This is a genomic window from Streptomyces sp. NPDC004732, assembly GCF_040609235.1.
Classification (GTDB): Bacteria; Actinomycetota; Actinomycetes; order Streptomycetales; family Streptomycetaceae; genus Streptomyces.
Map to the genome: position 1 here is coordinate 1 of NZ_JBEXJR010000016.1, position 22,174 is coordinate 22,174.

Here is a 22,174-nt window from a genome sequence, read left to right on the forward strand (position 1 = left end):
CACGGCGGTCCCCCACCCGCCCGCGGCTGCAGCCGGACGGGGTCGGGCGGCCTCCCCGGGCCTGCTCGCCTGGGCGGTCACGGTGGCCTCTCACCCGCCCGCGGCTGCAGCCCGGCGGGGTCGGAGGACCTCCCCGGGCCCACTCCCCTGGGCGGTCACGGTGGCCTCCCACCCGCCCGCGGCTGCAGCCCGACGGGGTCGGGCGGCCTCCCCGGGCCCCCTCGCCCGGGCGGTCACGGTGGTCCCCCGCCCGCTTGCCCTGGCCGCTGCGGGGTTTCCCCACCCACCCGCCCCCCTTTGGGTCGCTGAGGTCCCCCCCACCCCCGCCCTGCCCCTGGCGTGAGGGGGGCAGCCCCGGCCCCTACCCCCGCTGGACGGCGCAGGGCAAACGGGTGGGTGGGTGGGGAACATCCGCCGCGGAGCGGCGGGACTGTTTGGGGCTGCGCGGGGCGGCGGGGAGAACCCACCCCCCCCGAAGCCCGGCGCACGCCGCAGCGTGCTGTGGGGCGGTGGGGGCCATACGCTCGACGCATGCCCCGCCGCCACTTCCGCGTGACCGCCGCAGCCGACGCTCCCCTGCGGGCCGCGCTGCGTGAGCTGCGTACGAGACTCGACGTACCGGAAGAGTTCGACGCCGACGTCCTCGCGGACGCGGACCGGGCCGCCGCGTCGCCCCGGCTTCCGGAGCGCGACGCCACGGACCTGCCCCTCTTCACCGTCGACCCGCCCACCTCCGTCGACCTGGACCAGGCCATGCACCTGGCGCGGCGCGACGGCGGCGGGTTCCGGGTGACGTATGCGATCGCCGATGTCGCCGCGTACGTCACGCCCGGCGGGAGGATCGACGGTGAGGCTCATCGCCGCGTCACCACCCTGTACTTCCCCGACGGGAAAGTTCCGCTGCATCCCACCTCGCTGAGCGAGGGCGCCGCCAGCCTGCTCCCCGGGCAGACCTGCCCGGCCGTGCTGTGGACCATCGACCTGGACGGGGAAGGCCGCACCGAGCGGACCGACGTGCGCCGCGCCCTCGTCCGGAGCCGCGCGAAGCTCGACTACGCGGGGGTGCAGGCGGCCATCGACGGGGGTACCGCGGAGGAGCCCGTCGCGCTGCTGCGGGACATCGGCCGGTTGCGCGAGCAACTGGAGGTCGAGCGCGGCGGCATCTCCCTCGACGTGCCCGAGCAGGAGATCGTCGAGCGCGATGGAGCGTACGAGCTCGGCTTCCGCGCCCCGCTTCCCGCCGATGGATGGAACGCGCAGATCTCGCTCCTTACCGGCATGGCCGCCGCCGATCTCATGATCGCCTCGGGGACGGGCGTCCTGCGGACGCTGCCCACCGCCCCCGACGGCGCCGTGAGCCGCCTGCGCCGCACCGCGGGGGCGCTGCACATCGACTGGCCGCACCACGTGTCGTACGCGCAGCTCGTACGCTCCCTCGACCCCCGTCGGCCGCACCACGCCGCCTTCCTCCAGGAGTGCACGACCCTGCTGCGCGGCGCGGGCTACACGACGTTCCGCGGCGGCGACGTCCCCGAGCTCACCACCCACGCCGCGGTCGCCGCCCCCTACACCCACTGCACCGCCCCCCTGCGCCGCCTCGTCGACCGCTACGCCGCCGAGCTCTGCCTCGCGGCCTGCGCCGACGAACCGCCCCCGGAGTGGGTGCTCGCCGCCCTGGACGAGCTGCCCAAGGAGATGGCGGACGGCACCCGGCGCGGCAACACGGTGGAGCGGGAGTGCGTGGACATCGTCGAGGCCGCACTGCTGGAGGGGCGGGTCGGCGAGATGTTCGACGCGGTGGTGGTGGACGTCAAGGAGAGCGAACCTGCCGTCGGGACCGTACAGCTGGCAGAGCCCGCCATCGTGGCCCGGATCGAGGGCGGCTCGGCGAAGCTGCCCCTGGGGGAGCAGCTGCGGGTCCGGCTCACCCAGGCCGACCCCGGCACGGCGAAGGTTCAGTTCGCCCCCGCGTGACGGTGGTCCTCGGGAGACGCCGGTCGGGCGGCGAGCTGCTCCTTGAGTGCGGTGAGGAGCTGTGTCGGCTCGTCCGCGTGCAGCCGGATCCTCTTCACCTCGCGCCGTTTCCCCAAGAAGCCGACGGCCGTCACGGGCTCGGTCAGCTCCAGGGTGAGTGACGTCGTCGAGGCGACCGGCAGGTCCAGCACGCCGTCGGCTGCCTCGTGCGTGAAGAGTCGCTCCGCGCGCACGGCGTCCACCAGCGCGAGCGGTATCCGCAGGTCCCGGTGTGCGCCCTGGCGCACCCGCAGCGCGTCCGGCGAGAGCACGTGCGGCCGGGTCACGGACGCGGCGTGGATGCCGATCATCAGGATCACGCTGTAGACGTCGATGATCAGCATCACGGCGTGGGCCGTGGGGTGGTTGCGCAGCAGTACGGCCATTCCGAATGCCTCTACGACACAGACGAACGTCAGGCCGTACATGATCGGCGCCTGGTCGCGGGCGTGCCCGAAGGCCCGCTCGCCCGCCGCCCCGCCCACCCCGTGCCGCCGCCTGGTCACCCACATCACGAGGCTGACCAGGATGCGCACTTCGTGGCCGATGAGCTTTCGGGCGGGGGTGGGCAGGGCCGTCTTGAGGCTTTCCAGGCAGGGGGTGTGTGCTTTGCGGTCCCTCACGGCGTGCGTCCCCTCTGCGGCGGGTTTTCCGGTGGAGCGGGCGTGCCTCGCTCCGCGAGCAGCCTCATCGCGCGGCGCACCGCCTCCGCCTGTGCGGGTGCGAAGTCGGCGAAGAAGGCGTCCAGGAAGCCGTCGTCACGGTGGCCGCGGCCGTCGGCCACCGCCAGCACGCCCTCCACCCCGAGCTCCGCGAGGAGCGAGTCCGGCAGCATGCCCGCGAGCGTCCGCGCGGCCTCGTCCACCGCGGCGTCCGTGTGCGGGTCCGCGGGGTCGGCGTCGGCGAGGGCGTCGAGCCGCGCGTACACCTCGTGGGCCCGCTCCGCCGCGCCCGGCGCGCCGAACGCCGGGCGGAGCGCGGTGAGGAAGGCGTCCCGGTCCTCCGGTGACGCCGTGGTGTCGAGCAGGACGAGGAACGCGCGGTCCTTCGCCGCCATCACGGACTCCGGGGCGGGGCGCCCCTGCGACGAGCGGGCCATCTCGCCGAAGAAGTCGGCCAGTTCGGGGGAGACGGGGCCCTCCGGCGTGAGGCGGCCGCGCTCCGCGTCGTCGAGCAGGGACCGCAGTCGTGCTCTGCGCTCGCGGATCGCGGCCTCCTGCCGGGCCAGGTCCGCGTCCAGTTCGCCGAGGACCTCGGCGAGCTCGCGGCCTGCGTCGTCCGCCAGTACGTCCCGCACCTCGGCGAGGCCCAGGCCGAGCTCCGTCAGCCGCCGGACGCGGGCCAGGACGACGGCGTGCCGCAGCCCGTACTCGCGGTAGCCGTTGGGGCGCCGCTCGGGCTCCGGCAGCAGGCCCTGGTGGTGGTAGTGCCTGATGGCGCGCGTGGTGACGCCGACCAGGGCGGCAAGTTCTCCGATCCGCATGAGCCCAGTAGAAACGTTGACGCTGCGGCAAGGTCAAGCGTGCGGCGGTCCGGTGGGCGTGTCAGCGGCGGTCCGGTGGGCGTGTCAGGGGATTCGAGGAATCTCGCGGCCCCCCTTGACGGCTAACTGCGTTAGCCGTAGGTTCTGGCTAACGACGTTAGCCCGCGAGGTTCCGTACTTCGGAGGAGGACTCCATGAGCACCCTGACCCCGACCGCCACCCCGGCCCCGGCCACCGCCGTCCCCACGACCACCGTGAAGCGCGCCCTCGCCGTGACCCGGCGTACCGCCTGGTTCGCCAACGCGCTCTTCTGGACCGCCTTCGCCGTGCTCGAAGGCGTCAACCACGGCTGGCTCGCGGGCCTGCTCGCCGGGTTCTTCTTCATCGCCCCGGACCTGACGTTCCTGGTGGGCCTGCGGGACGCGCCCCACATGGCGAAGGGGCAGCTGCCGCCCCGCGCCGTCCCGTACTACAACACCGCGCACCGCGCGCTGCTCCCCGTCGCGCTCATCGCGCTCTACACCTTCGCGCCCGTCGTCTGGGCCCCCGCCTTCGCCGCCCTGTGCGGCTGGCTCGCCCACATCTCGTACGATCGCGCCTTCGGCTATGGACTGCGGACGAAGGACGGCTTCCAGCGTGGCTGACCAGCACGAGAACGAGCAGCACGAGAACGAGCAGCACGAGAACGAGCAGCACGGGTACGAGCAGAAGGCAGGCGGTCTTCCTGCGTGGGGCGCGCACCTCACCCCCCGCGCCAGGGAGATCGTCGCTGCCGCCCGCGGGCTTCTTGAGGAGTCCGGTGCCGAGAAGCTCACGATGCGCTCGCTCGCCGACCGGCTCGGCATCAAGGCGCCCTCCCTCTACAAGCACTTCCCCGACAAGTCCGCGGTGGAGGTGGAGCTGATCGCGCAGATGCTCGACGAGTCCGCGGTGGCCTGCGAGGCGGCCGAGACCGCCGCCCCCGGCTCCCTCGACGCCCTGACCGAGGCCTACCGCGCCTACGCCCTGCGCCACCCGCACCTCTATCGGCTGGCCACCGAACGCCCCCTCCCGCGCCACGCCCTGCCGCAGGGCCTGGAGGAGCGGGCCGCCGCACCCCTGATGCGGGCCTGCGGCGGGGACACCGATCTGGCCCGCGCCGCCTGGGCGTTCGCGCACGGCATGGTCATCCTGGAGATCCACGGACGGTTTCCCGACGGTGCGGACCTCGGGGCGGCATGGAAGAGGGGCTCGCGGGCGTTGCACCGGTGAGACGGCAGGGCGGTGCATCACCGGGGGAGCGGGCAGCGCATGAACGGTGGGGGTAGGGGGGCCGGTCGGACCCGTGAGCAGGCGGTGTGGGCCCGTGCCCCGCTCGGGCCGTGCGGCCCGCCCCTCGACCTGCTCACCGCCCGCTTCGACCGGCACCGCTACGCGCCGCACTTCCACGAGGAGTTCACCGTCGGCGTCTGCGTCGGCGGCTCCGAGGTCATCGACTACCGCGGCGGGCGGCTCGACATCGGGCCCGGCTCCATCGTCGTCCTCGCCCCCGGAGAGGTGCACACGGGCGGCCCCGGCGCGACGGGCGGCTACGCCTACCGGGCCATGTATCCGGCGCTGCCCCTCCTCGCCGAGGGCACCGCGGCTCTGCCGCACTTCCGCGACCCGGTGGTGGACGACCCCGAACTGGCCACCGCCCTGCGCGCCGCCCACACCGAACTGAGCGCGCACGCCGACCCGCTGGAGGCCGAGTCCCGGATCCCGTGGCTGCTCACCGCACTCGCCCGCAGACACGGCACCGCCCGCCCTCTCGACGGCCGCGACGACCGCGTTCCCGGCGCCGACCACATCGCCCGCACCGTGCGCGGCCGCCTCGCCGAAGAGCTCCTGGCCCCGCCCACCCTCACCGAACTCGCCGCCCCGCTCGGCCTCTCCCGCTACCAACTCCTGCGCGCCTTCCGTACGTCGACGGGGCTGCCGCCCTACGCCTGGCTCGCCCAGCACCGTGTCACCCGGGCCCGCGCCCACCTGGAGGCGGGCCTGCGCCCCTCCGAGGTGGCCCCGCTGGTGGGCTTCGCCGACCAGGCGCACCTGACGCGCTGGTTCCGCCGGGTGCTCGGGGTGACCCCGGCCGCGTACCGCAACAGCGTTCAAGACACCGGGCGGTGAGGCGGCCGAAACTGCCCGCATGACGGCACGCGCCTGGTTCCTCTTCTCGCTCATGGGTGTCCTGTGGGGCATCCCCTATCTCATGATCAAAGTGGCGGTCGACAGCGATCTGTCGCCGTCGGTGGTGGTCTTCACGCGCTGTGCCCTCGGCGCGGCACTCCTGCTGCCGTTCGCCCTGCGGCAGGGCGGGCTCCCCGGCGTGCTCAAGAGGCACTGGCGCCCCATGCTGGCCTTCGCCTGCGTGGAGATCCTCGGCCCGTGGTGGACCCTGACCGACGCCGAACGCCGTATCTCCAGCTCCACCGCCGGGCTCCTCATCGCCGCAGTACCGATCATCGGCGCCCTCCTCGCCCGCTTCTTCGGCGACACGGAACGCCTCGGCGCGCGCCGCCTCACCGGCCTCGGCCTCGGTCTCGCGGGTGTCGCCGTCCTCACGGTGCCCCATCTGACCGGCGGCGACGCCTGGTCCCTCACGGAGGTGATGCTGACCGCCCTCGGGTACGCCATCGCCCCGCTGATCGTCGCCCGGCACCTGCGCGGCGTCCCCACCCTGCAGCTGATCGCGCCCTGCCTCGCCCTGGCCGCTCTCGTCTATGCCCCCGCCGCGGTGGCCTCCCGGCCCAGCGCCGTGCCCGACACCGCGACCCTGGCATCGCTCGCGGGCCTCGGCGTCATCTGCACGGCCCTGGCCTTCGTCGTCTTCCTCGAACTGATCAGGGAGGCGGGGCCGACGCGCGCGGTCGTCTTCACGTACGTCAACCCGGCCGTGGCGGTGGCGGCGGGCGTCACCTTCCTCTCCGAGCCGCTGACGGGGGACGTCGTGGCGGCCTTCGCGCTGATCCTCGCCGGATCGTTCCTGGCGACGGCGGCCGCGGCACCGGGCCGGGGGGACCGGCGGGTACCATGGTCGGCACGGCAGACGAGCCGGGCGGGCGGCCGCGTGAAGACCCCTTCGGGGGCCCTTCCCGAGGAACGTCCGGGCTCCACAGGGCAAGGTGGTGGCTAACGGCCACCCGGGGTGACCCGCGGGACAGTGCCACAGAGAACAGACCGCCGGGGACCGCAAGGCCCTCGGTAAGGGTGAAACGGTGGTGTAAGAGACCACCAGCGCCTGAGGTGACTCAGGCGGCTAGGTAAACCCCACCTGGAGCAAGGTCAAGAGGAAGCGCCTCTTCTCAGGAAAAGGCGCTTCTGCGCGGACGATCGAGGGCTGCCCGCCCGAGTCCGCGGGTAGACCGCACGAGGCCGGCAGCAATGCCGGTCCTAGATGGATGGCCGTCACCGCGACGTCCGCGAGGACCCGCGGTACAGAACCCGGCGTACAGCCCGGCTCGTCTGCCCCACCCGCTCCGGCCCGGCCGGAGCGGCGCTCCACTCCGGCCCGCGCCCGCTGGGCCGAAGCCTGCCGGGCCTTCCTCGGTACGCGTACGCTCCCGATGCGGAAGGCTGCTCGCCATGAACCCCCAGGACCGCCCCGGCACCCCGGCCGCCGGGGACTCTCCCGATTCCGGTACTCCTGATTCCGCTGGTTCCGCTTCCGTTTCCGCTTTCGCGGACCTGGGGCTGCCCGCCGCGCTGCTGCGGAAGCTCGACGAACTCGGCGTCACCGAGCCCTTCCCGATCCAGGCCGCCACCCTGCCCAGCGCCCTCGCGGGCCGGGACATCCTGGGGCGCGGGCGCACCGGCTCGGGCAAGACGCTCGCCTTCGGTCTGCCGCTGCTCGCACGGATCGCCGGGCGGCGCGCCGAGTCCAAGCAGCCCCTTGCCCTGGTCCTGGTGCCCACCCGTGAGCTCGCCCAGCAGGTCACCGAGGCGCTCACGCCGTACGCGGAGGCGCTGCGGCTGCGGCTGGCCACGGTCGTCGGCGGCATGTCGATCGGCCGGCAGGCCGCCGCGCTGCGGGACGGGGCCGAGGTCGTCGTGGCCACCCCCGGACGTCTGCACGACCTCATCGACCGCAAGGGCTGCCGACTGGGGCAGGTCCGGATCACCGTCCTCGACGAGGCCGACCAGATGTGCGACATGGGCTTCCTGCCGCAGGTCACGGAGGCCCTCGACCAGGTGCGCCCGGGCGGGCAGCGGATGCTGTTCTCGGCCACCCTGGACCGTGACGTCGACCAGCTGGTCAGCGGCTACCTCAACGACCCCGTCGTCCACTCCGTCGACCCGTCCGCGGGCGCGGTCACGACGATGGACCACCACGTCCTGGTCGTCCACGGCCCCGACCGGTACGCCGTCGTCACGGAGATCGCCGCCCGCGACGGCCGCGTCCTCCTCTTCCTGGACACCAAGCACGCCGTCGACCGGCTCACCCGGCACCTGCGGGACAGCGGCGTCCACGCGGCGGCCCTGCACAGCGGCAAGTCCCAGCCGCAGCGCTCCCGGACCCTCGCGCAGTTCAAGGGCGGCCAGGTCACCGTGCTGGTGGCGACCAACGTCGCGGCCCGCGGCCTGCACGTCGACGACCTCGACCTCGTCGTCAACGTCGACCCGCCCACCGACCCCAAGGACTATCTGCACCGCGCCGGCCGCACCGCCAGGGCCGGTGAGTCCGGCCGCGTCGTCACCCTCGTGCTGTCCGCCCAGCGGCGCGAGATGAGCCGCGTGGCCGCCGAGGCCGGCATCGAGCCGACGGTCACCAAGGTGCGCTCGGGAGAGGCGCAGCTGACCCGGATCACCGGGGCGAAGGCGCCCTCGGGCACCCCGCTCGACGGCGGCCCCGGCGCGGGCCGCAAGAACACCAACGCCCCCTTCCGCGGCCTCGGCACCACCAAGGACTCCTCCGGCGGCACGGGCGGCAAGCCGTCCCGCAAGTCCGGTGAGGCCCGCAAGCTCGCGGAGGCCCGCAGGGCGGCACGGGTGCGGCGCGGCGGCTGAATCGCACCGACCGGAGCCGCCGCCGCGGTACTTCCTGCTCTCCCCCGACGGGCAGGAAGCTCCCCCCGAGCGGCGGCAGCTCCGGTCGTGCCTCATTGATTCCATCGGTCGGCGCGTTGTCTCACAGCCCCTGTTCGTGCCCGTGGACAAAAAACAGGGCCGTCAGCAGTCCTCCGTGCGGCTGAGGTGGATCAGATGGGCCACCGTGGGCGCGGTGCGCTTGCTGCGGATGCGGCGCAGGTACGTGCTCACGGTGTGCACGCTGATGCCCAGGCGCCTGGCGATCTGCTTGTGGGAGAGGCCTGCCGCGATATGGGCCAGCACCTGACGCTCCCTGTGGGACAACGCCGGTGGGTTCGGGGGGCGGCTGCTTACTGGCATCTTCCCTCCGGGAGGGACTGTCAACAGGTACGACGGCTGTGGCCGCAACGTGATCTAACCATGGTCGTGAAGAAACAGAAAGGAAACCCCGCGTACTCAGGGGAGACGTGGCGCTACTGAGCGCGACGGATGGTGTCAAGTCCCCAATTCGAGGGACTGTGTGCGCGCTTCGGGGCGGGTGAGTGTGAAGACGGCCTCGGCTGAGCGCAGCCGTGCACGTTCTCAATGGCAGCCCGGCGCGTGGACCAGGGGGGAAGCTTGCGGCACTTTCGCCTGCTCGTCGTGGGCAACGGCATTTCGGCGTACGGCAGTTACCTGAACATGGTCGCCCTCAACGTCTTCATCTATGAGGTGACCGACAGCGCCCTGGCCGCGGGGATCTTCATGGCCGTACGCCTGTTGACCAGTGTCGTCTCCGGCTTTGTGAGCGGACGGCTGGTCTCGGCGTACGACCGGAAGAGGTTGATGGTCGGCGCCGATCTCACGCAGTGCGCCGCCATGATAGCGCTGCTGCTCGCTCCCGACGGGGGACGTGCGGGGCTGCTGTACGTGCTGGCCGTCGTGACCGGCTTCTGCTCGACGCTCTCCGGCGTCGCGCTGCGCAGCAGCATCCCCGAGATCGTCGGCGGCGAGCTGCGGCTCCGGGCCAACTCGCTCCTCGCGACCGGGCGTTCGCTCGCCATGATCGCCGGTTTCGCCTCCGCGGGTGTCGTGGTCGCGCAACTGGGCTACGTCGCCGCCATCTCCCTGGACGCCGCCACCTTCGCGGTCTCCGCTTGCGTGCTGCTCTCCCTTCCGATCCGTACGAGGGCGGAGCGGGAGAAGGAGGCCGGGGGAGGTGCCGGGGGAGGTGGGGAGGTCGCCCAGGAGAAGGCAGTGACGGGCGCCCTCGGAGGGGGCGGCGGCGCGCTGCTCCTGCTGCGTGCCGCTCCCGTTCTCGCCCTCATGATCGCGCTCAGGGCCGCCGACGGCCTCGGCTCCTCGTCCCACAACGTGGCCCTGCCGGTCTACTCCAGCGACCTCGACCCGTCCCATCCGGCCACGTTCGTCAGCCAGTTCTGGGCCACGTGGGCCATCGGCAACATCGTCATGCAGCAGCTGTGCGGGCGGTGGGCGGGGCGCGGCGGGCGGCAGGGGCCGGGGGAGCGGGCGTTCGCGGTCGGGGCCTGTGTGATGTCGGCGGCGTTCATCGTGGTCTTCGCCGGGCTGCCCACGTACGTGGCGGTCGCGGCCGCCCTGGTCGCGGGCATGGCCGACGGGCTCACCGAGATCGCGTACGTCACCCGTCTCCAGGCGGCCCCCGACGAGCAGCGCGGTCGGCTGTTCGGGCTCTCCGCGTCGGTCGAGAACACCGGATTCGGCCTCGGCATGCTGGTCAGCGGGGCGCTCCTGGACCGCTTCTCGCCGTTCCAAGTGGTGGGCCTGCTGCATGGGTTGGCGATCGTGCTGTGCGTCGGGATGTTCGTCGCCCTGGTGCGCCAAGGGCGAAGGACGGAGCCCCCACCCGTGGTGCAGGATCCGCCGGATCGGACGAGCAACGACCCCGTGGAGCGCGAGAGCGAGAGCGAGAGTGTGCGCGAGAGTGAGAGCGAGGCCAGATGACCACCGCCACCAGCGCCGCCCGTGATGCCGTGGCCGTCGTCGGCATGTCCTTCCGGCTGCCCGGCGCCGACACCCCGGAGGAGTTCTGGCGCACGATCCGCGACGGCGCCGACCGCATCCGCCGCTTCACCGACGCCGAACTCGCGGCCGCCGGGGTGCCCGAGGAGGAGTACCGGGCCGAGGAGTTCGTCGGGGCGAGCGGAGTGCTCGACGGCATCGCGGGGTTCGACGCGGGGTTCTTCGGGATGAGCGCGCACGAGGCGCGGATCACCGACCCGCAGCAACGGCTGTTCCTGGAGTGCGTCCACCATGCGCTGGAGAACGCGGGGTATGCGGGGGACCCGGGGGACTCGGGGGGCACGAAGGGCTCGGGCGGCGGTCGCCATGACGTCGGGGTGTACGCCAGTACCGGCTACCACCTCTACTCCCTCCAGACCTACCTCCAGAACAACGTCCTCCAGGACGGCATCGCGGACTGGGTCGCCGGACTGCAGGTCACCATCGGCAACTTCACCGACTTCACCGCCAACCGCGCCGCCTACCGCCTCGGTTTGACGGGCCCCGCCGTCAACATCCAGACGGCGTGCTCCAGTTCGCTCACCGCCGCCTATCTCGCCGCGCAGTCCGTGGTCGCGGGGGAGTGCGACATCGCTGTCGCCGGTGCCACCGCCCTCCATGTGCCGCAGGTGCTCGGCTACCAGTACGTCAAGGGTTCCATCCTCTCCAAGAGCGGCTTCCTGCGGCCCTTCGACGCCGACGCGGACGGGACCGTCGGCGGCACGGGCGTCGTGGCGGTGGTGCTCAAGCGCCTCGACCGGGCCGTCGCGGACGGCGACCACATCCACGGCGTCATCCGGGGCTGGGGGGTCAACAACGACGGCGCGGACAAGAGGGCGTTCAGCGCACCCAGTGCGGACGGCCAGCGGGGAGCGATCCGCCGCGCCCTGCGGCGGGCGGGCGTCGATGCGGCCACCGTCGGCTATCTGGAGACGCACGGCACCGGCACGTTCAAGGGCGACCCCATCGAGTTCGAGGGCGCCACGGCCGCGTTCCGCGCCGACACCGACCGCACGGGGTACTGCGCGCTCGGCTCGGTCAAGGCCAACATCGGGCACCTCGACGTGTGTTCGGGCCTGGCGAGCCTGGTCAAGGCGCTCCTTGTGCTGCGGCACCGCGTCATCCCGCCGATGGCCAACTTCCGCCGCCCCAACCCCGCCCTGGACCTCGCGGCGAGCCCGTTCTACATCCCGGACTCCGCCCGCCCGTGGCCCGCGGGCGACGGGCCGCGCAGGGCCTGCGTCAGCTCGTTCGGGGTCGGCGGCACCAACGTCCACGTAGTCCTGGAAGAGGCCCCCGAGCCCGCGCCCCGCCCGGCCGCCAACGAGCCGGAATTACGGCCTCCGGGCGTCCTGGTGGTCGCGGGACACACGGAGAAGGCGCTCACCGACAACGCCGAGGCCCTGCGCGACCACCTGCGCGCGCACCCCGCGACGCACCACGCCGACCTCGTGACCACGCTGGCCATCGGCCGCTCCCACCGCAGACACCGGCTCGCGCTGCGGGGCGACACGGTGGCCGCGCTGACCGGTGCGCTGGACGACTGGCTCGCGCAGCGGCAGTCGAAGCAGCCCTCAGTGCCGGTCGTGGGTGGTGCCGAGGCCGGGTTCCTCTTCACGGGGCAGGGCAGCCTCCACCGGGGCACGGCCCGCGACCTCTACGAGCGCTTTCCCGTCGTACGCGAGGTCCTGGACGCCTGCGAGCGGCAGTTCGCCGGGCTCACCGGCGGGGACAGCCTCCTCGTCCCGCTGCTGGGCGCCGCGGGCGAGGGCCCGGGGGAGCCGGTCCTGGCGACCGAAGTGGCGCAGCCCGCCCTCTTCGCGCTGCAGTGCGCCCTGGTCCGGCTGTGGCGGGAGGCCGGGATCGAGCCGGGGGTGGTGGCCGGGCACAGCGTGGGGGAGTACGGCGCGCTGTACGCGGCGGGCGTGCTCAGCATGGCGGACGGGCTGCGGCTGACCGCCGGGCGGGGCAGGCTCATGCGGGAGCAGTGCGCGCCGGGTGCGATGGTCGCGGTCCCGACGGACCTGCGGACGGCGGAGAAGCTGGCCGCCGAGGTGCCCGGTGTGGAGCTCGCCGTCACGAACGGCGAGCACAGCCAGGTGCTCGCGGGCCCGGCGGCCGCCATGGCACGCCTGACGGAACTCCTCGCCGGGCGCGGCATCCACGCACGCGAACTCCCCGTGCGGCACGCCTTCCACACCGCCCTCATGGACCCGGTCCTCGACGGGCTGCGGGAGCTGGCGGGCGGGGTGCGGCCGAGGCCGGGACGCGTGCCGTTCGTGAGCGGCCTCGACGGGCGCACCCGGCCTGCCGGGTGGGTTCCGGACGCCGACTATTTCGTACGTCAGGCGCGTGAACCGGTCCGGTTCCTCGACGTACTGAGGGAGCTGGACGCCTCGTACGACGGCGTGGGGGCGCTGGTGGAGATCGGCCCGCACACGACACTCAGCGGCCTGGCCCGTCGGGAGCTCCGGGAGCTGCCCGGCCGGACGGCACATCCGTCGCTGCGGCGCGGCGCGGGGCTCGAACCGCTGTGGGACGCGGCCGCCGGGCTGTACAGGGCCGGGGCGCCGGTCGACTGGCGGACCTTCATGGGCGGGGCGGGGCGCAGGATTCCGCTGCCGGGATACCGGTTCCAGCACAAGGACTACTGGACGGGGCCGGAGAACCACCTTCCCCGGCCTGTACAACCCGTACGACCCGAACGAGAACGTGTACGAGCGACAAGGGATGGGGCGGAAGTGGCACAGGACGAGGCAGCCGTCGAGCGGGTGCTCCAGCACATCATCAAGGTCACCGCGAAGCACCTCAGCTACGACACCAGCGAGATAGCCGAGGACGCGTCCTTCTTCGACCTCGGCGCGGACTCGCTGCAGATGATCGGGGTGCTCCGGGAACTGGAGGAGGAGCACCGGGTCAAGGTGTCGATGCGGGAGCTCTTCGAGGAGGCGGGGACGGCGAAGGGGCTCGCGGTGATCATCGCGGGGAAGTCCGCGGGGGCGGACGGTCCGTCGCTTGCGGCGGCTCCCTCGGTTTTGCTGGCCCCTTCGGCCCCTTCGGCCCCTTCGGCCCCTTCGGCCCCTTCGGCCCCTTCGGCCCCTTCGGCCCCTTCGGCTCCCTCGATTCCCTCGATTCCCTCGATTCCTTCGCCCGTGACGCCTGCTTCGGCTCCGCCGGCTCCGGCGGCTGAAACCGTTGTGTCGCCGCCGCCCTCCGCCGAGTACGCCACCCGGCGCGAAGTGGACGACCTCGTCCGGCAGGTCCACCAGCTGTCGCAGATGCAGCTCCAACTGATGGGGCAGCTCTCGCAGTTGCTGGCCGCGCAGACGTCGGGCGTCGCCGCCGACGGGAAGGCGGGACGGTGACCGGGACCGAGTACGCCGACCGTTCGGCCGCCGCTGCCGCGGTCGACCAGGATCTCGCCGCGATGGCCGAGCTCTCGCAGCGCATCGCCCGGCAGATGGGCGCCCAAGAGGAGCCCGAGCCGGATGCAGGGCCGGATGCAGGGTCGGATGATGCGGGGCCGGAGGCGGCGGAGTCCCCGGCGTCCAGACCGGCCCAGCACGGGCCGCGTCCGGAGGTCGCCCGCGGCTCGGGGATGATCCGCGGCAACGCCTCCGACAGCCAGCGGGCCCACCTCGACGACCTGGTGCGCCGCTACACCGCGAAGACGCCCACGTCGAAGAGCGTCGCCCAGCGCTACCGCCGCGTGCTCGCCGACAGCAGGGCGGCGGTCGGCTTCCGCAGCAGTACGAAGGAGATGCTGTACCCCATCGCGGGGCGGCGGGCGCGGGGGTCGTGGCTGGAGGACATCGACGGCAACCGGTACGTCGACATCACCATGGGGTTCGGCGTCCTGCTCTTCGGCCACGAGCCCGCCTTCGTCACCGACGCGGTCCGCGAGCACCTCTCGCGCGGCATCCAGCTCGGCCCGCGCAACGTGGAGACCGGCGAGGCCGCCGAGCTGCTCGCCGAGCTGACCGGCATGGAGCGCGTCGCCTTCGCCAACTCCGGTACGGAGGCGAACTCCGCGGCCATCAGGCTCGCCCGCGCCGCCACCGGACGCTCCCGCATCATCACCTTCGAGGGCGCGTACCACGGCCACAACGACAATGTGCTCGGCCGCTCCCCGCGCACCGGCGGCGAAGGCCTCACGACCGTCCCGATGTCCGCGGGCGTCCCGCACAACGCCGTCGCCGACCTGCTCGTCCTGCCGTACGGCAGCGAGGAGAGCCTCGCCGTCATCGAGCAGCAGGCCGCCGACATCGCCGCGGTCGTCGTGGAGCCCGTGCAGAGCCGCCACCCGTCGCTGCGGCCCGCCGACTTCGTGCGGCGGCTGCGCGAGTTGACCCGGCTCCACGGCATCGTGCTGCTCTTCGACGAGATGCTGACCGGCTTCCGCCCCGCGCCGCGCGGCGCCCAGGAGCTCTACGGGGTCACGCCCGACCTGGCCACGTACGGAAAACTGCTCGGCGGCGGCTTCCCCATCGGGGCCATCGCGGGCCGTGCCGACATCATGGACGGCATCGACGGCGGCCACTGGAGCTACGGGGACGCCAGCTACCCGGCCGCCGACACCACCTTCTTCGGCGGCACCTACATCCAGCACCCGGTGTCGATGGTCGCCACCCGTGCCGTGCTCGCCCACCTCAAGGAGCACAGCCCGCGGCTCCAGGAGCGGCTGAACGCCCGCACGGACGAACTGGCCGCCACCCTCAACGCCTTCTTCGAGGCCGAGGGGTTCGCCCTGAGCATGAGCCACTTCGGCTCGATGTTCCGCTTCGAGCACCGCGCGGACATGGAACTGCTCTACCACCACCTCATGCTGCGCGGCGTGCACGTGTGGGAGTGGCGCAACTTCTTCCTGTCCACCGAACACTCGGACGGCGACGTCGAGTTCATCGTGGATGCGGTGCAGGACTCGCTGCGGGAGCTGCGCGGTGCGGGGTTCTCCCTCGGCAGCCCGGGTGGCGCCCGTGCGGGGGCCGCGCGGCGGTCTGCCGTGCCTGTCCCCGAACCTGTCCCTGTCCCTGTCCCCGTACCTGCTCCGGCTCCCGCATCCGCATCCGCTCCTGTGGCCAAGCCGCAGGCCATGGCCTGGAACAGTGCGGCGGCGACCGTGCAGCCGAAGCGGCAGCAGCAGCCCGCCCGCCCGCTCGACTTCGGCGTCTACTTCTTCGGGGACTACCCGCAGGACGATGCGGGCCCCCGGCACGGCAAGTACGACCACCTCCTGGAGACCGCCCGGTTCGCCGACCGGCACGGCTTCCACTCCCTGTGGATCCCCGAGCGGCACTTCCACTCCTTCGGCGGGCTCTTCCCGAACCCCGTCGTGCTCGCCGCCGCGCTCGCCCGCGAGACCGGGCGCATCCGCATCAACGCGGGATCCGTCGTGCTGCCGCTGCACGACCCGATCCGCGTCGCCGAGGAGTGGTCGATGGTCGACAACCTCTCCGGCGGCCGGATCGGCATCGGCTGCGCCAGCGGCTGGCACGCCAACGACTTCGTCTTCTTCCCGGAGCGCTTCGGCTCCCACAAGGAGAAGATGTACGAACAGGTCGCGGAGGTACGGCAGTTGTGGCGCGGCGAGCCCGTGCGCCGCACCACAGGGAACGGCGAGAGCGATCTGCGCCTGTTCCCCCGTCCGGTCCAGGACGCCCCGCCGATGTACACGGCGGTCGTCGGCAACCCGGCCTCGTACGAGCTGGCGGCGCGCAACGACGTCGGCATCGTCACCAACCTCATGACGCAGAGCGTCGAGCAGCTCCGCGACAACGTCGCGCTCTACCGCCGCACGCGCGCCGAGTGCGGCCTGGACCCGGACGCCGGGCACGTGGCCGTACTGCTGCACACCTACCTCGCCGAGGACCACGCGACGGCCCGCGCCGTGGCGCGCGATCCGCTGTCGCGGTACATGCGCTCGTCCCTGTCCCTGTTCGGCAGCATCGCCAACAGCCTGGACCAGCGGATCGACATGTCGGCGATGACCGAGGACGACCTGGACGTGGTCTTCCGCCGCGCCTACGACCGCTACTGCGACCAGCGCGCCCTCATCGGCAGCCCCGAGAGCGTGCGGCCCGTCGTGGACGCGGTGCGCGCTGCGGGCGCCGACGAGGTCGTCGGCCTCGTGGACTTCGGCGTCGAGCCGGGCGCGCTGCGGGACGGCCTGACGCACTTCGATGGACTGCGTCGCGCGTACGTGACACCTGCGGAGGCCGCACCGAAGCCGGAGCCGGTGGCGGAGCCGGTGCCGACTTCGGTGCCGGTTCAGGTGGGTGATCAAGGGGCCGCCCTTTCCCCCGGTCAGCAGCGCGTCTGGTTCCTGGAGCGGATGCTCCCCGGCCGCACCGCGTACAACGAGACCAAGGCCATCGAGCTCGAAGGCCCGCTGGACGTCCCCGCGCTGCGGGCCGCGCTGGGCGAGCTGGCCGCGCGACACGGCCAGCTCCGCACGGTCTTCCGTGAAGTGGCGGGCGAGCCGCGCCAGTTCACGCGTCCGCCGGGCGAGGTGGACTTCGAGGTCGTCGACGGTACGGGAGGCGGTGACCCCGTCGCCGACGTGCTGAAGGCGGAGAGCGGGCGCCGCTTCGATCTGGCGGAAGGGCCGCTGTTCGTCACGCGCCTCGTCCGGCTCGGCGAGCGGCGGCACGTCCTCGTCCTGTCCCTGCACCACATCGTGATGGACGCGGCCTCGGCCGCCGTCCTCGCCCGCGACGTGTCCGCCCTCTACCGCGCACAGCTGCCGGGTGCCCCGGCCGCGGACCTCCCCGCCCTCACCCGCACCTACGCGGATCACGCCCGCGGCCAGCTCGACGCGCTCGGCGGCCCGAAGGCGGCCGAGGACCTGGCGTACTGGAAGAAGGCACTCGACGGCGACCTGCCCGTCCTCGCCCTGCCGACCGACCGGCCGAGGCCCGGCGTGATGACGTCCAACGGCCGCGCCCTGTTCCGCACACTGGACCCGGAACTGTCGGACAAGGTAAGGGAGTTCGGACGTACGCGCCGCAGCACCCTCTTCATGACCCTGCTCGCGGGCTACGCGGCCGCGCTGCACCGCGTCACCGGCCAGGACGACCTCGTCATCGGCACCCCGATGTCCGACCGCACGCCCGAGTACGCGGACGTGGTCGGCTTCTTCGTCAACACCCTGGCGCTCCGCCTCGACCTCTCCGGAGCCCCGGACTTCGGCACGCTCCTCGACCGGGTGCGCGGGGTGGCCCTGGACGCGTACGACCACGCCGACGTGCCCTTCGAGGCGGTCGTACGGGAGCTGGCGCCGCCGCGCGCCCTCGACCGGACGCCCGTGTTCCAGACGCTCGCCGAGTTCGAGACCGGCGACCCCTTCCGCTTCGACCTGCCGGGGGTGCGGGCGACGCCGCTCGACTCGGGCCCTGACAAGGCGCTGACCGACCTCAGCGTCTACTTCACCGACCTGCCCGACGGTATCCGCTGCCACCTGGAGTACCACACCGACCTCTTCGACGAGGCGACGGTCGACGCGCTCTTCACGACGTTCCGGGACGTCCTCGCCGAAGCGGTGGGGGCGGGGGGCGTCACGGATGTGGTGCCGAGGGAGTGGCGGCACGGGCCCGTCCGGCAGCGGACGAGCAGCACGGTCGACTCGCTGACGTCGCGGTGGGCCCAGGTGGCCCCCGGCCGCACCGCGGTGATCAGTGGCGAAGACACCCTGACGTACGGGGAGTTGGAGGAGCGTGCCGAGCGGCTCGCGGCGGTGCTGCGGACCGTGGCGGGAGGCGACGCGCCGGTCGCCCTGTGGCTGCCGCGCGGCGCCGATCTGATCGTCGCGATGCTCGCGGCCCTCAAGTCGGGGCGCGGCTATGTGCCGCTCGACCCCGGTCAGGGCCGCGCGCGGGCCGAGGCGATCCTCGCGGAGAGCGGTGCGCGGATCCTGGTGACGCACGGGAGCACGGACGCGGACACGGGCGCGGAGGCGCGGCGGCCGGAGGTGCCGGACGGGACGGCGGTGCTCGACGTCGCCGCGACCGGCACCCTCTCCGCTGCCCCTGCGGCGACGGCACCGCCCACCTCCGAGTCCCTCTGCTTCGCCATCTACACCTCCGGCAGCACCGGCACCCCCAAGGGTGTCGCCATCCCGCACCGGGCCGTCGTCGACCTCTGCCAGTGGCACCACGAGCGCTTCGGGTTCACCGCGGACGACCGCAGCGCCGCGGTCTGCAGCCAGGGCTTCGACGCCGCGGCGCTGGAGATCTGGCCCGCGCTGACCGCGGGCGCCACGGTCGTCGTGGCCGACGAGGCGGTCCGCAAGGACCCGGCCGCGCTGGCCCGCTGGTATGCGGACCGGCGCGTCACCTTCTCGATCCTGCCGACGGCCCTCGGTGAGGCGGTCCTCGCACTCCCCGAGTCCCAACAGCCGCCGCTGCGGCACCTGTTGCTCGGCGGCGACGTGATGCGCACCCGCCCGCGCCCCGGCGCTCCTTACGAGACGGTGAACGTGTACGGACCCACCGAGGTGACGGTGCTGTGCACGGCCGCGACGGTCGAGCCGCGCCAGGCGGAGCCGCGCACCCCGGAGGGCCCCGGCCGGCCGATCCCGATCGGTCGGCCCGTGCACAACGTCACGCTCCGGGTGCTCGACGCGGACGGCCGGGAGGTGCCCGCCGGAGAGGTGGGGGAGCTGTACGTCGGCGGTCCCGGCGTGGCCGCCGGATACCTGGGCCGTCCCGGCCTGACGGCGGAGCGCTTCGTCCTTGATCCGCGGGGCGCCGAGGGGCGGCTGTACCGCACCGGGGACCTGGTGTGCTGGAGCGGCGGGGGCGCGCTGGAGTTCCGTGGCCGGACAGACGATCAGGTGAAGATACGCGGCTACCGCGTCGAGCCCGAAGAGGTCTCCCGCGCGCTCAACGCCCTGGCCGGAGTCCGCGAGGCGGTCGTCCTGGCCCGACGCGACCGGCACGGCGATGCGCACCTCGGGGCATACGTCGTACCCGAAGGTCACCATGTACCCGAAGGCCACCATGAGCGGGCATCGGCGCAGGGGCTCAGCGACCGGCTGACGACGGAACTCGCCGAGCTGCTGCCCGACCACCTGGTACCCCGCGCCTGGGCCGTCCTGCCCGAGCTGCCCCTTTCCGGCAACGGCAAGCTGGACCGGGCCGCGCTGCCCGAGCCCGGCATCGTGACGAATCCGACCCCGACCCCGAGTGCGCCCCCGACCCCGACCCCGAGCGCAACCCCGGTGCCCGTCGAGGCACGGCTGAAGCGGCTCTGGGCCCGGGAGTTCGACCTCGACGCGTCGGCGATCGCGCCGGACGCCTCCTTCTTCGAGCTGGGCGGCCACTCCATCACGGCGATCCGGCTGGCCAACGGCGTGCGGGAGGAGTTCGGCATCGAGTACCCCGTCGCGCGCTTCTACGAGGAGCCCACGCTCCGGGCGATGGCGGCGTACCTGGTGGGATCCGTCGATGAAACTGATGAAACCGGAGACGGCGCCGCGGCGCGAGACGGCGACGCGGCGGGAGAAAGCGACATCCCGGCCCGCGCCCCCGTCACCGCCCAGCAGGCCGCCTTCATCACCCGCCACAGCACGCACCCCCGCCCGCAGATCTACAACGTGGCGATGCGACTCACCCTGACGGGAGCGCTGGACGTACCGGCCCTGCGCACCGCCCTCACCGAACTCGTGGCCCGGCACGAGGCGTTGCGGACACGCTTCGTGGAAGACGGCGGCGAGTGGTGGCAGGAAGCCGTGCGGCCGCGGCCGGTGGAGTTGCCGGAGGAGGACCTGTTCGCGCGGCACGGCTCGGCGGCCGCCGCGGCCGAGGAGGCGGAGCGCCTGGCGGGAGACACGGCAGCCGTCCCCTTCGACATCCGGGCCGAACTCGCTCCCGTCCTGCGCCTGTTGCGCGTGGACCGCGACCGGTGGGTGCTGCTCTTCGTCCTGCACCACGCGGCCTGCGACGGCTGGTCGGTCAGTCTGCTGCTGCGCGAGCTGGCGGCTCTCTACCGCACGGAGGTCACCGGGACGCCGCACGGCCTCGCGGATTCCGGCAGCATCCCGCAGCCGGGTGCGTACGCGCGCTGGCAGCGTGAGCAGAGCCGTACGCAGGACAAGGGCCGCCTGGTCGACTACTGGGCGCGGCAGTTGGACGGCGCCCCCTTCGGGATGCCGCTGCCGCTGGACCGGCCCCGCCCCGCGGAGCTGAGCGGGGCCGGTGACGTGGTCCTGTTCACGGTGGACCGGGCCGCGCGGGCCGATGTGGAGGCGCTGGCCCGACGGCACCGGACGACCCCCTTCGTGGTGACGGCGGCCGCGATGGCCCGCCTGGTCGAGGAGGTGGGGGAGGGGCCGGACGTCGTGCTCGGCATCTCCTACGCCAACCGTGAGCGGCGGGAGTTCGAGGCGCTCGCGGCCTGCACGGTGTCGTCCTTCACGCTGCGGGTCCGAGGCGGCGCGGCCGCGTCGTTCGGGGCGCTGGTGGACCAGGTGGCGCGCAGCGCGGTCGGCGCCATCGACCATGCCGCGCCGATCCGTGCGGTGGCGGCGGACGTGAGCGCCGTGCTTGGCACCGAGGTGCCGGACCGGCTGCCGGTCGGCTTCCAGTACCAGAGCTCTCTGGAGACGGAGGTCGAGCTGCCCGGCCTGACGACGGCGGTCGAGGACCTCGCGGTCCCGGGCGCGCGCTCGGAGTTCAACTTCGGACTGATCCCGACGGGCGACGTGCTCTCCGGATACCTGGAGTACTCGACCGACCTGTGGGACCGGGCCACGGTCGAGGCCTGGACCGGGCGGTACGTCGGGCTCCTGGCGAGGGAGGCGGGGGAGGCGCTGCGGGGAGAGGGGTGAGCCGGAGGGGGGTGCTGGACCGGCGTGTGCCGGAGCAGGCTGTGCCGTGCGGCTGAAATTGGTCGTGACATGTCAAGAATCATGAGACTCGGCCTTGTTACTCCTGGCCCCCTGTGCCTCAATGGGCAGCGATCCGGGCTGCTGACTACCCGTCAGAAGCGTTTCGGAGTAAGCAGTCCCGGCGCTGCGCAGGCGCATCCCCCCACGCTCCCCCCACCCCATGAAGGCAGGCCCCCATGCGGAACGGCAGACTCGGCAGACTCGGCGGAGGAATCGGAACGGCACTCGGCGTCGGCGCTCTCGCCGTCGGTGCGCTGGCGATGGCGCCCGCGGCAGGCGCCGTGGAACCGCAGAGCGCCACGCTCTCGTTCGACTGCGGAACGTACGGTTCCGGGACGGCGACGCTCACCGCCGCCCAGGACGGCACCAGCGCGACCATAGAGGTGTCGACCTCGGCGATCACGGCCCCGATCGACATCGGCGCGGGCGCCGTCAACTCGACGCTCACCCTCACGAAGAACGGCTCGGGGACGACCGACTTCACCGGCAACTCCAACCCGGCCATCCCGGCGGGCGGCGCGGTCTCCACCGGACCGCTCACCGGGACCGTCGCCGCGGGCGACAGCCTGGAGGGCAAGTCCCTGAAGATCGTGGTCCTCGGCCTCACCGTGACCTGCAACGCGACGTCGGCGCAGTCGCCAGGGCCGTTCGTGTTCTGATCCGGCCCCCACGCGTCGTCCCTGACGCGGGAAGGGAGGCGGTGCCCCGCTCCTGCGGTGGCGCCGCCT

General features: G+C 73.0%; 12 protein-coding genes, 1 other RNA gene and 1 pseudogene. 11 read left to right on the plus strand and 3 right to left on the minus strand.

The features are described from left to right. Positions 1–531: 531 nt before the first annotated feature. Positions 532–1,974: an RNB domain-containing ribonuclease gene (locus ABZV77_RS35775; RefSeq protein ID WP_356266370.1), complete on the plus strand. Its 1,443-nt coding sequence runs from the start codon at positions 532–534 to the stop codon at positions 1,972–1,974. Here the strand turns inward: ABZV77_RS35775 and ABZV77_RS35780 are convergent. Together ABZV77_RS35780 and ABZV77_RS35785 are read right to left on the minus strand one after the other, a co-directional pair. After that, on the minus strand, positions 1,956–2,636 hold the full coding sequence (locus ABZV77_RS35780) for a hypothetical protein (RefSeq protein ID WP_356266371.1): 681 nt from the start codon (positions 2,634–2,636) through the stop codon (positions 1,956–1,958). The two genes, ABZV77_RS35775 and ABZV77_RS35780, sit on opposite strands and share 19 nt — an antisense overlap. After that, positions 2,633–3,496, minus strand: a complete 864-nt coding sequence (locus tag ABZV77_RS35785; protein ID WP_356266372.1) for a MerR family transcriptional regulator — start codon at positions 3,494–3,496, stop codon at positions 2,633–2,635. Before ABZV77_RS35785 ends, ABZV77_RS35780 begins: the two co-directional genes overlap by 4 nt. Positions 3,497–3,690: 194 nt before the next feature. Between ABZV77_RS35785 and ABZV77_RS35790 the strand changes: the two genes are divergently transcribed. The 6 genes and pseudogenes from ABZV77_RS35790 to ABZV77_RS35815 all read left to right on the plus strand — a co-directional run bounded on the left by ABZV77_RS35790 (position 3,691) and on the right by ABZV77_RS35815 (position 8,521). Continuing rightward, positions 3,691–4,140: a DUF4260 family protein gene (locus tag ABZV77_RS35790; RefSeq protein WP_356266374.1), complete on the plus strand. Its 450-nt coding sequence runs from the start codon at positions 3,691–3,693 to the stop codon at positions 4,138–4,140. Positions 4,141–4,258: 118 nt separating this feature from the next. After that, complete coding sequence (locus ABZV77_RS35795; RefSeq protein ID WP_356266616.1) at positions 4,259–4,747, plus strand: TetR/AcrR family transcriptional regulator; 489 nt, start codon at positions 4,259–4,261, stop codon at positions 4,745–4,747. Positions 4,748–4,786: 39 nt separating this feature from the next. Next, positions 4,787–5,644: an AraC family transcriptional regulator gene (locus ABZV77_RS35800; RefSeq protein WP_356266376.1), complete on the plus strand. Its 858-nt coding sequence runs from the start codon at positions 4,787–4,789 to the stop codon at positions 5,642–5,644. A gap of 19 nt (positions 5,645–5,663) precedes the next feature. Further along, positions 5,664–6,446 (plus strand): annotated as a pseudogene (locus tag ABZV77_RS35805) (DMT family transporter); the annotation flags it as partial. 118 nt (positions 6,447–6,564) lie between these two features. After that, positions 6,565–6,982: RNase P RNA component class A (rnpB, locus tag ABZV77_RS35810), an RNA gene on the plus strand. Positions 6,983–7,099: 117 nt separating this feature from the next. Continuing rightward, entirely contained in the window at positions 7,100–8,521 is a 1,422-nt protein-coding gene (locus tag ABZV77_RS35815) for a DEAD/DEAH box helicase (protein ID WP_356266378.1), read from the plus strand. Positions 8,522–8,683: 162 nt separating this feature from the next. Here the strand turns inward: ABZV77_RS35815 and ABZV77_RS35820 are convergent, their stop codons facing one another. Beyond that, entirely contained in the window at positions 8,684–8,902 is a 219-nt protein-coding gene (locus ABZV77_RS35820) for a helix-turn-helix transcriptional regulator (protein WP_055566863.1), read from the minus strand. Between the two features lie 258 nt (positions 8,903–9,160). Between ABZV77_RS35820 and ABZV77_RS35825 the strand changes: the two genes are divergently transcribed. From ABZV77_RS35825 to ABZV77_RS35840, 4 genes are all read left to right on the plus strand, one after another. After that, on the plus strand, positions 9,161–10,504 hold the full coding sequence (locus tag ABZV77_RS35825; RefSeq protein ID WP_356266380.1) for an MFS transporter: 1,344 nt from the start codon (positions 9,161–9,163) through the stop codon (positions 10,502–10,504). Beyond that, positions 10,501–13,926, plus strand: a complete 3,426-nt coding sequence (locus ABZV77_RS35830) for a beta-ketoacyl synthase N-terminal-like domain-containing protein (protein ID WP_356266382.1) — start codon at positions 10,501–10,503, stop codon at positions 13,924–13,926. Before ABZV77_RS35825 ends, ABZV77_RS35830 begins: the two co-directional genes overlap by 4 nt. Then, a complete protein-coding gene (locus tag ABZV77_RS35835; RefSeq protein WP_356266384.1) occupies positions 13,923–21,386 on the plus strand; it encodes a MupA/Atu3671 family FMN-dependent luciferase-like monooxygenase in 7,464 nt (2,487 codons plus the stop codon). Before ABZV77_RS35830 ends, ABZV77_RS35835 begins: the two co-directional genes overlap by 4 nt. Before the next feature lie 236 nt (positions 21,387–21,622). Continuing rightward, complete coding sequence (locus ABZV77_RS35840; protein WP_356266386.1) at positions 21,623–22,105, plus strand: hypothetical protein; 483 nt, start codon at positions 21,623–21,625, stop codon at positions 22,103–22,105. The last annotated feature ends 69 nt before the right edge of the window (positions 22,106–22,174 follow it).

Coding starts and splice junctions, on each gene's coding strand:
- ABZV77_RS35785 (WP_356266372.1), bottom strand. CDS start 3,496: ATGCGGATCGGAGAACTTGCCGCCCTGGTCGGCGTCACCACGCGCGCC.
- ABZV77_RS35800 (WP_356266376.1), top strand. CDS start 4,787: ATGAACGGTGGGGGTAGGGGGGCCGGTCGGACCCGTGAGCAGGCGGTG.
- ABZV77_RS35840 (WP_356266386.1), top strand. CDS start 21,623: ATGCGGAACGGCAGACTCGGCAGACTCGGCGGAGGAATCGGAACGGCA.
- ABZV77_RS35830 (WP_356266382.1), top strand. CDS start 10,501: ATGACCACCGCCACCAGCGCCGCCCGTGATGCCGTGGCCGTCGTCGGC.
- ABZV77_RS35790 (WP_356266374.1), top strand. CDS start 3,691: ATGAGCACCCTGACCCCGACCGCCACCCCGGCCCCGGCCACCGCCGTC.
- ABZV77_RS35775 (WP_356266370.1), top strand. CDS start 532: ATGCCCCGCCGCCACTTCCGCGTGACCGCCGCAGCCGACGCTCCCCTG.
- ABZV77_RS35820 (WP_055566863.1), bottom strand. CDS start 8,902: ATGCCAGTAAGCAGCCGCCCCCCGAACCCACCGGCGTTGTCCCACAGG.
- ABZV77_RS35815 (WP_356266378.1), top strand. CDS start 7,100: ATGAACCCCCAGGACCGCCCCGGCACCCCGGCCGCCGGGGACTCTCCC.